The sequence below is a fragment of the Campylobacter sp. Cr9 genome (assembly GCF_020138295.1).
Classification (GTDB): domain Bacteria; phylum Campylobacterota; class Campylobacteria; order Campylobacterales; family Campylobacteraceae; genus Campylobacter_E.
In genome coordinates this window covers 36803-45597 of sequence record NZ_JACGBH010000014.1, presented here as the reverse complement: position 1 = coordinate 45597, position 8795 = coordinate 36803, and the positions used below count along the sequence as shown (strand labels likewise).

Genomic DNA, 8795 nt, shown 5'->3' with positions numbered 1-8795 from the left:
TTTGACCGCCACTAAAATTGCTACCTTTTTCGTTTAATTTAGTATATATTCCATCAGGTAAAGCATTTACGAAATCTAAAGCATTAGCTAATTTTAAAGCTTTTATAACTTGTTCTTCATTAAATTCATTTGCATAAGCTATGTTTTCTGCAATGCTTTCGCTAAATAAATATATATTTTGAGTAACGATTGCTATTTTTTCTCTAAGACTATTAAGTGAATATTCTTTATAATCTTCATTATTTATTTTAATATTTCCATCGCTTAATTCATAAAATCTTAAAATCGTATTTACTAAAGAGCTTTTACCGCTGCCACTTTTTCCTATAATTGCAGTAATTTCTCCTTTTTTAAACTCTACATTAATATTATCTAAAGCTGTTTTTTCATCGTATTTTAAACCTATATTATTTAGGCTTAGTGTTTTAATTTCCGAATTCAAATTCTTTTCGCCACCCTTAATCTCAGGCTCAAGGTCAAGTAAATAAAATGTCCTTGTGCTTGCTGCTAAGTTTGTTTGAAGACTTGCATATAAATTTGTAATTCTTTTAACTGGTGTATAGATTAAAAATAAAGCTGTTAAAAACGAGAAGAAATTTCCTATTTGCATAGAGCCATTAATTACTTCCATTCCGCCTATTATTATGGTTGCAGATACGCCTAATGCCCCAAAAGTTTCCATTATAGGGCTTGTAAAGGCATTTATTTTAGTTCCACGATAAATTAGCTTAGCTACATTGTCATTACAATTTTTATATTTGTTTAATTCTAATTCTTCAGCATTTGATGATTTTACTAGCTCAATATTGCCTAAAATCTCATTTAATCTTGAAGTTAGACTTGCGTAATTTTGCTGAGTTGCTACACCTATACTTTTTAGCTTTTTTATAAAATATCTAATAGGAAGCATTGCAGCAGGCAAAATTATGAAAGCAAAAAAGGCTAATTTTGGACTTTGAGTAATTACTACTGCAAGTAAGCCAATTGTTGTAATAATTTCTCTTGTCATTTCAGGGATGAAATTAGTTAAGACATTTTGTAAGCTTGCTATATCATTTAATGAGCGTGATATTAATTCTCCGCTTGAATGCTTTTGAAAAAATTTCATATCCATTACTATGATTTTTTTAAGGATTTTTTGCCTTAGTCTTCTAGTAATTTCTATACCTATAAAACCCATATTTATTGTTTGCATATAAAGCCCAAGGTTTTTTATAAAATATAAAGCAAACACACCAAAAGGCAAGATATAAAGCAAAGTTACATCTTTTTCTACAAAGATTTTATTTAAAATCGGCTCAATTATTTTAGCACTTCCAGCAGTTCCAGCAGAAGCTAAAATCATACCGATAATTGCTAGAAAAAACCTTAGCTTATAATCTTTAAAATAATGTTTAAATCTTTTTAAAACATAGCCTAATTTTAATTGGTCTACGTTTTGGTTTTCTATCTCTTTAAGGTTCATAAAATCTCCCAATCAACGCCATTAGGAGTATCTTGAATACTAACTCCAAGCTTATTTAATTCATCTCTTATATTATCAGCTTTTGCGTAGTCTTTGTTTTGTTTAGCTACTTTTCTTTGTTCAATCAAATCAAGAATTTGAATTCGGAATTTCTCATCGCAGTTTTGCAAATAATCATTTGGCTTAAGCAAGCCAACACCTATTAATTCACAAATAGCTAAAAACTCATCTTTTATAGTATCATTTGGCTTAATTACATTTACGCAATTTATCCATTCATCTATAATCGCAAGAGCTTTTGATGTGTTTAAATCATCGCTTAAAGCATTGATTAATTTATCTTTTAACTCGCTTTTAGGCGCTATTAAATCTATATTAATCTCATCTAAGCTTAGCCTTTTTTTAAGTCTATATATTTTATCAAGGCGTTTTTTAGAGGCTTTTAAATCATCTATCGTGTAATTAAAATCTTGTCTATAATGAGTGCTTAATAAATAAAATCTTAAAGTTTCTCCATTAAATTCTTTTAAGGCGTCTTTTACAAAAAAGCTATTATTTAGACTTTTACTCATTTTTTCGTTATTGATATTTACAAAGCCATTATGTAGCCAAAAATCAGCTAATTCATTTTTAGTTGCTAAGCGGCATTGACAAGCTTCGTTTTCGTGATGTGGAAATAATAAATCAGCTCCACCACAATGAATATGAAGTTTAGGAAAAATATCTAAAATCATGCAAACGCACTCAGTATGCCAACCAGGACGACCTGTGCCAAAACTAGCATTGTAATATTTATCATCAAATTTCCATAATACAAAATCACTTGCATTTAGTTTAGCAGCTTCATTTTCAAGTCTTGAAATAGTTTCATCTTGAGGTTTGTTTGAAATACTTAGATAAAGATTATCAAGGCTTGTATTTAAATAAATACCATCATCTAATTTATATGCGTATTTTAATTCAAGCAATTTTTCAATAAAGCTAATCATTTGATTAACATATTCGGTTGCTCTTGGGCTTATATCAGGCTTTAAAACATTTAAAGCTTTCATATCGTTTTCATAACTTTTTATATAAAACTCGCTAATTTCGGCTAAGCTTTTGCCACTTTCATTCATTTTTTTGATTAATTTATCATCTATATCTGTATAGTTTTTAGCTAATTTTACAGCTTTGCCATTTGCCCTAATTACTCTTTTTAATAAATCAAAAGAAATGCTTGATCTTGCATGTCCAAGATGTGCATCATCATAAACAGTTGGACCACATACATAGATATTTACGCATTCATCGTTACTAATAAATTCTTCTTTTTTTCTTGTTTTTGAATTAAAAAATTGCATTTAAAAATCCTTTTATATATATTAAAACATAAGCAAAAATTATGCTAAAAACAATAATTCCAAGCCAAATAAAAGGTCTTAGAATACCCAAAAAGCGTGAATAAGAAAACACTTTTAAATAAGCAAGTAAAATAAACCAAGCACAAATATTTGCACTAATGCAAAAAGCCAAAATCCCAAAATATTTTATTAAGCTAAGTGAGCTAATAATACTTATAAAGCAAGAAATTATTGAAATTTTTGCAGCTTTTGAGTGTAAATAATTTGCATTTATCCAAGCTAAAAATAATCTTGAAAGCCCAAGTGGAACAATGCAAAGTATATAAAGCCTTAAAACCTTAGCGCATTCAATGGTATTTTCGTGAGTAAAGGCTCCTCTTTCAAATAAAAGCTTGATTATTTCTTCACTTAAAATATATCCTGTAAGTGCTGCTAGAATTAATAAAAACGACATTAATTCAAAGATTTTTTGAATATTTGAAATAGCGTTTTTTATTTTTCCTTGTTTTATATAAGCTATTAGGCTGGGGAAGAATACTTGAGTAAAAGCAATGGCAATTAAAGCAAGTGGTAATTGATAAAGCCTAGTTGAATAATTAAGATATGAAATACTTGCACTTGCTAATGAACTTGCAAGGGCTAGTTCTATAATAGAATTTAGCTGAGAACTTGATGAGCCTATTAGTGATGAGCCAAAGTTTTTAAAGAAATCTTTTAAAGAGATTTTGCTTTTAAATTCCTGTTTTAAATTCCTTGTAAAAATTATCATTGAACGAAAGATTAAATTATCTTTTAAAGCAAGTGTTAAAATAAATATTTGAATAAATGCACTTACTAAAATAAAATAAGTAATCATTCTTAAAAGCTCAATTTTTTCTAAGTCTTTAAAAATTAGCATTGCAAACATACAAGCAAAATTAAATATAGACGCACTAATGCTAGTTATAAAAAATCTACCTTTATAATTAAGCAAAGATGCAAGAAAAGAAGCACAAAAAATAATAAGCAAATACCAAATATTAAGCCCAACTAAAGGAGCTGCTAAAACTTGCAAATCATCGCTAAAACCATAAGCAATTAATTTTGTAAAAAAGGAAGAAAAAATATAAACAACTAAACAAATAAGGCTTAAAATACTTATAAAAATTGTTAAGATTTTTACACAAAATTCGCCTTTTCGCTTTGTTTTTGCTAGGTTTGGCAAAAAGCTTTGATTAAAAGTCCCTTCGGTAAAAAGAGTTCTAAAAACGCTAGGAAGTTTAATCATTACAAAAAATATATCCGAATAAATACTTGCCCCTAAAAATCTAGCTAATAAAAAATCTCTTCCAAAACCACTAATTCTAGAAATTAAAATACCGAAAATGTTAAAAAAATATTTTTTTATTAATTCTTGTTTCATTTATTTTACTTTTTTAATTTTTTTTTAGGTATATTAACGAAAAAAAATTAAAGGCTTACAATTTGGAAAAATACAGAATTAAGACTACAAAACCTTATGATGAATTAACAAATTATGCTAATCAATTTAATTTAGATATAAACAATTTAGATTTTAAAGTAATTCATTATGAAACTATCGTTACAAAAGATGGAATGAGTCAAACACTTTTAGAACATGAATTAGAAGTATTTAATGATGATAAGTTTTTTAATGATGATATGAAGATAGAGCAGGTTTATGAAATAGAAATCATAGAAAAGATTTATCCTTTAATAGAATTTAAAATAGGAACTAACAAAAACATTACTAAAGTTGTAGCTAATTTTAGTGCTATTAATTATGATGAAAATATAGAAATTTCAGAAGTAATTGAAAATATTAGAGATTTAATAAATAAAAGACTAATTAAGGCTGGAATTTTATTAGGCATTAGGGAGTTTTCTTTTCAAGAACAACTTATAAAAATGTTAAGAGCTTTTGAGAGCAGACAATTAATGGAAGCAAATATTGTATTAGCAAGGGGGATTGACCCTGTTAATGCGATTAATTCAATTACTAAATTATATTATCAAGACAAAAAGCAAGATGAAAATGCAAAAAAGCTTGATTATTCTCAGCGTGGTTTTATAAATGCAATAAGTAAAGATGAATTAATCATGGAATTTATTAAACCTATAAAAGCAATTAATGGAAGAGATTTAAAGGGTAATGTTATTAATGCAAGTAATGTTAATTTAAATAATGAGCCAGATTTTAGAGTAAGCGAGAATATTAGAGCCATTAATGATGAATTAAGCATAAAGTATTATGCAAATATTAATGGTTATATTACATTTTCTTATAGAGATAAATTATATGATATTAAAGATAGCGTAAGCGTTCAAGCAGTTGATTTTAAAACAACAGGTTCAATTGATGCAGGGATTAATAAAGACATTACTTTAAATATAGATGAGCAAGATTATTTAAAAGATGCTATAGGAGCAAATTTAAGCATAGAAGTTAGTACTTTAAATGTAAAAGGAAATATCGCACAAAATTCAGTAGTAAGAGCAAAAGAAGCAAATATAGGCGGACAAACCCACTCAAAAAGTAAAGTTTATGCAAAAAAAATCAATATAGAAGTGCACAGAGGATATTGCGAAGGCGATGAGATTTTAGTAAATAGATTAGAGAATGGAACAATAGTTGGTAAAATCGTAAAAGTAAAACACGCTTTAGGTGGTAAAATAATAGCAAATAAAGTTATAGTTGATACTCTTACAACTAATACAAATATAGAAGTTAGTGAAATTGCTTTAGTTAAAGAATGTTTAGGAGAAAATAATAAGTTTTTAGTAAGCGCTAGTAAATCTCCTATAATTGTAAAAAATCTTGAAAAAACTTTAGCAAGTTTAGCTGATACTAATAAGGATTTATTAGCTATACCAAAATTAATTGAAAGTAAAAAATCAATAATAGATGCTAATAAAGATAGCATAATGCAAATAAGACAAAGATTAGCAGAAATGAAGCAAAGTCAAATTACTCCACCAACTGCTTTTTTGCAAAAAATTAGGGATTACCAAAATATTGTTACAGAATATAATGATTTAGTAATTAAACTAAAGGACTTAAAAGATAAACAAAGAGATTTAGAAGATAATTTAAAAATATTGCAAAATAAAGTCTATGAAGCAAAGGTTATAAACCTTAGTAAATGGGCTAATTTAAATGAGATTAAGTTTAAATTATTATATCCTGATATAGAGCTAGCGTATAACACTAAGGCTAATGAAGAGATTTATTGCTTAAAGCTTGAGCGTATTATGAAAGGCGATGAAGAAAGTGCTAAAATCGTAATGCTTAACAAGGCTCAAATCGGAGAATTTGAAAATGAATTTGTAGATGAAAGGCAAGAGAATTGATAGTATATTTAGAAGGCGAAGTTATTAAAAAAACTCCAACCTATATAACATTAAAAACTTACGGAGTAGGTTATGGAGTAAATCTTAGTTTATTAACAGCTGCAAAGATTAATAAACAAGATAAGGTAGCTTTATTAATAACTCAAATTATTAAAGAAGATTCACATAAATTATATGGCTTTTTAGAAGAAAGCGAACAAATATTATTTGAGGCTTTAATTAAAGTAAATGGAATAGGTGCAGCAAGTGCTATGGCACTTTTATCTTCAATGGATGTTACTAGCTTACAAAGTGCAATTATTAATGAAAATGCAAAAGCTTTATGTAAAGCTCCTGGAATTGGAGCAAAAACAGCTAGTAGATTAATATTAGAATTAAAGGATAAAATAATTAAACTTGGCATTAGTGCAGAAAATAATTATTATTACGAAGCAAGCGAAGCATTACTTGCACTTGGATTTAAACAAGATGCAGTGATTAAAGCTTTAAAAGATATTAATGCAAATAGTGTTAGTGAAGTAATAAAACTAGCTCTTAAAAAATTAAGTTAAGGAAAAATAATGAAATATGCAATGATTTTTGGTGGTAATTCATACGAGCATGAAATAAGTATAGTAAGTGCTGTAACCGTGGCAAAATTATTAGATGATGTAATTTTTATTTATGTTAGTTTTGATAATGAATTTTATTTAATAGATAAAAACAATATGAATGCAAATTATTTTGCAAAAGGAAGTTATAAAAGCTTAAAACCTTTAATTTTACAAAAAGGCGGATTTTTTGTTAAAAAAATGCTAGGTTTTGAAAAAATTAATTTTGATGTAGCTATAAATATTGTTCATGGAAAAGATGGAGAAGACGGCAAAATCGCATCATTATTTGATTTTTATAATATTTCATATATAGGCCCTAGAACTGCAGCGAGTGTGCTTAGTTTTGATAAGCATTTAACTAAGATTTATGCAGATGAGGTTGGGGTTAAGACAATACCTTATAAATTATTAAAAAGTAAAAATGATGAAGTAGAACTTCCTGTTATTTTAAAACCAGCAAGGCTTGGAAGTAGTATAGGAATAAACATTGTAAAAAATAAAGAAGATTTTGCATATGCATATGATAGCTCAAGCGAATTTGATGAAAAGGTTTTAGCAGAGCCTTTTATTGAGAATATAAAAGAAGTAAATTTAGCTGGATTTTTTGATGGCGAAAAAATAATCTATTCAAAAATAGAAGAGCCTAAAAAAGATGGGCATTTAGATTTTGATCAAAAATATTTAAGCTTTAAACAAGAAAAAATTGAAGAAGTAGTATTAAATGATGAAATAGTAAATAAGCTTAAATCTGCATTTGCTAATCTTTATATGCCTTTGTTTAAAGGTGCTTTGATTAGATGTGATTTTTTTATAAAAGATAATGAAGTTTATTTAAATGAAATAAATCCAAATCCAGGCTCTTATGCGAATTATTTATTTGATGATTTTAAAACTTGTTTAGAAAAATTAGCAAAAGCAGTAGAAAAAGAGCCAAAAATTAAAGAAAATTTTGCATTTTTAAACAAAATCGTAAGAGCTAAATAATGAGATTTATTTTAATTTTTTTACTAAGTCTTAATTTGTTTGCAGGAGAGTATTTTGTATCAAAAGTAATGGACGGAGATACTATTCAAGTAAGAAATGGTAAGAAAAAATTAAAAATAAGATTATACGGAATTGATGCACCAGAAACTAGTCAAAATTTTGGTGCATATTGCACTAAAGTATTATCATCAAGAGTTATTGGTAGAAATGTGGATTTGAAATTTAAAGGCAAAGATAAATATAAAAGACACATAGCTATTGTGTATCTTGATGATGTTGATATAAATCGTTATATGGTTCAAGAAGGTTGTGCTTGGGCTTATTCTTATTATACGAATATGTATAAAAGTGATGAATTAAAAGCTAAGCAAGAATTAAAAGGCTTATGGATAGATAAAAATGCACAAAATCCTTATGAGTGGCGTAAAAAACATAAGCATAAAAGAAGCGAAAGCGAAGAGCTTATAAAACTATTTAAATGGTTAGTAGCATGAAAAGATTTATTATATTATTAGCTATTATTTTTAGTTCGTGTGCAAGCAAAGATGGTATTAGACTTCATTATTATGAAGATTGTAATGAATTTTATGACGCAGCAGGAGTGTATCACAAAGAATGTCCAAACAATATTATAGATTTTTAATATTTATTTTCTTTAGCATAAATTTATTTGCTGGAGTTCCTAATTTTGCTTATGAAAAAGAATATAATTTAAAAAAAGATGAATTAGAATGGTTTTTCATAAGTCCAAAAGGTGAAGAAAAATGGCAAAAATATGCTTTTAGATGGACGCATTTTGATAATACAAATTTGATTTTGCTGACTAATTATAAAGATTATAAAAATTATAAAAAACAATATGTTTTATCGCTTAGAAGAAAGTTAAATTATGTAAAAGAACAGATTTTACCTGATTATAAAAATCCTAGCATTGATAAGGTTACACTTTTTTTAGAATTTAAGGATTTTAAAGATAATAAGGCTAAAATAAAAGTTTTGGTAATTGATAATGATGGAAGAGTAGATATTGAGTTTAATAAAAATTTAAAAGGAAAGTAG

9 protein-coding genes are annotated in these 8795 nt (G+C 26.9%); 6 read left to right on the top strand and 3 right to left on the bottom strand.

Translation table 11 applies throughout. The features are described 5' to 3' along the window. From AVANS14531_RS07565 to murJ, 3 genes are all read right to left on the bottom strand, one after another. On the bottom strand, positions 1-1465 hold a 1465-nt coding region (locus AVANS14531_RS07565), incomplete at its 3' end, for an ABC transporter ATP-binding protein (protein WP_336611923.1). Continuing rightward, entirely contained in the window at positions 1462-2808 is a 1347-nt protein-coding gene (gene cysS / locus AVANS14531_RS07560; RefSeq protein ID WP_239818434.1) for a cysteine--tRNA ligase, read from the bottom strand. The genes AVANS14531_RS07565 and cysS, both read right to left, overlap by 4 nt. Continuing rightward, on the bottom strand, positions 2795-4210 hold the full coding sequence (gene murJ, locus AVANS14531_RS07555) for a murein biosynthesis integral membrane protein MurJ (RefSeq protein WP_239818435.1): 1416 nt from the start codon (positions 4208-4210) through the stop codon (positions 2795-2797). The genes cysS and murJ overlap by 14 nt, the downstream gene beginning before the upstream one ends. Positions 4211-4272: 62 nt before the next feature. Here murJ and AVANS14531_RS07550 point away from each other — a divergent pair, with 62 nt between their 5' ends. Genes AVANS14531_RS07550 through AVANS14531_RS07525 form a run of 6 tightly spaced genes read left to right on the top strand, consistent with a single transcriptional unit; the run spans position 4273 to position 8795 of the window. Continuing rightward, a complete protein-coding gene (locus AVANS14531_RS07550) occupies positions 4273-6159 on the top strand; it encodes a flagellar assembly protein A (protein ID WP_336611922.1) in 1887 nt (628 codons plus the stop codon). Beyond that, positions 6156-6710 (top strand): Holliday junction branch migration protein RuvA, encoded by a 555-nt coding sequence (gene ruvA / locus AVANS14531_RS07545; RefSeq protein WP_336611921.1) that lies wholly within the window; start codon positions 6156-6158, stop codon positions 6708-6710. The genes AVANS14531_RS07550 and ruvA overlap by 4 nt, the downstream gene beginning before the upstream one ends. Before the next feature lie 9 nt (positions 6711-6719). Further along, the gene (locus AVANS14531_RS07540) at positions 6720-7736 is read left to right on the top strand and encodes a D-alanine--D-alanine ligase (RefSeq protein WP_336611920.1); all 1017 of its coding nucleotides are present in this window, start codon (positions 6720-6722) and stop codon (positions 7734-7736) included. Next, positions 7736-8230: a thermonuclease family protein gene (locus AVANS14531_RS07535; protein ID WP_239818439.1), complete on the top strand. Its 495-nt coding sequence runs from the start codon at positions 7736-7738 to the stop codon at positions 8228-8230. Before AVANS14531_RS07540 ends, AVANS14531_RS07535 begins: the two co-directional genes overlap by 1 nt. Continuing rightward, a complete protein-coding gene (locus tag AVANS14531_RS07530) occupies positions 8227-8379 on the top strand; it encodes a hypothetical protein (protein WP_336611919.1) in 153 nt (50 codons plus the stop codon). The genes AVANS14531_RS07535 and AVANS14531_RS07530 overlap by 4 nt, the downstream gene beginning before the upstream one ends. Then, a complete protein-coding gene (locus AVANS14531_RS07525; RefSeq protein WP_239818441.1) occupies positions 8352-8795 on the top strand; it encodes a hypothetical protein in 444 nt (147 codons plus the stop codon). Before AVANS14531_RS07530 ends, AVANS14531_RS07525 begins: the two co-directional genes overlap by 28 nt.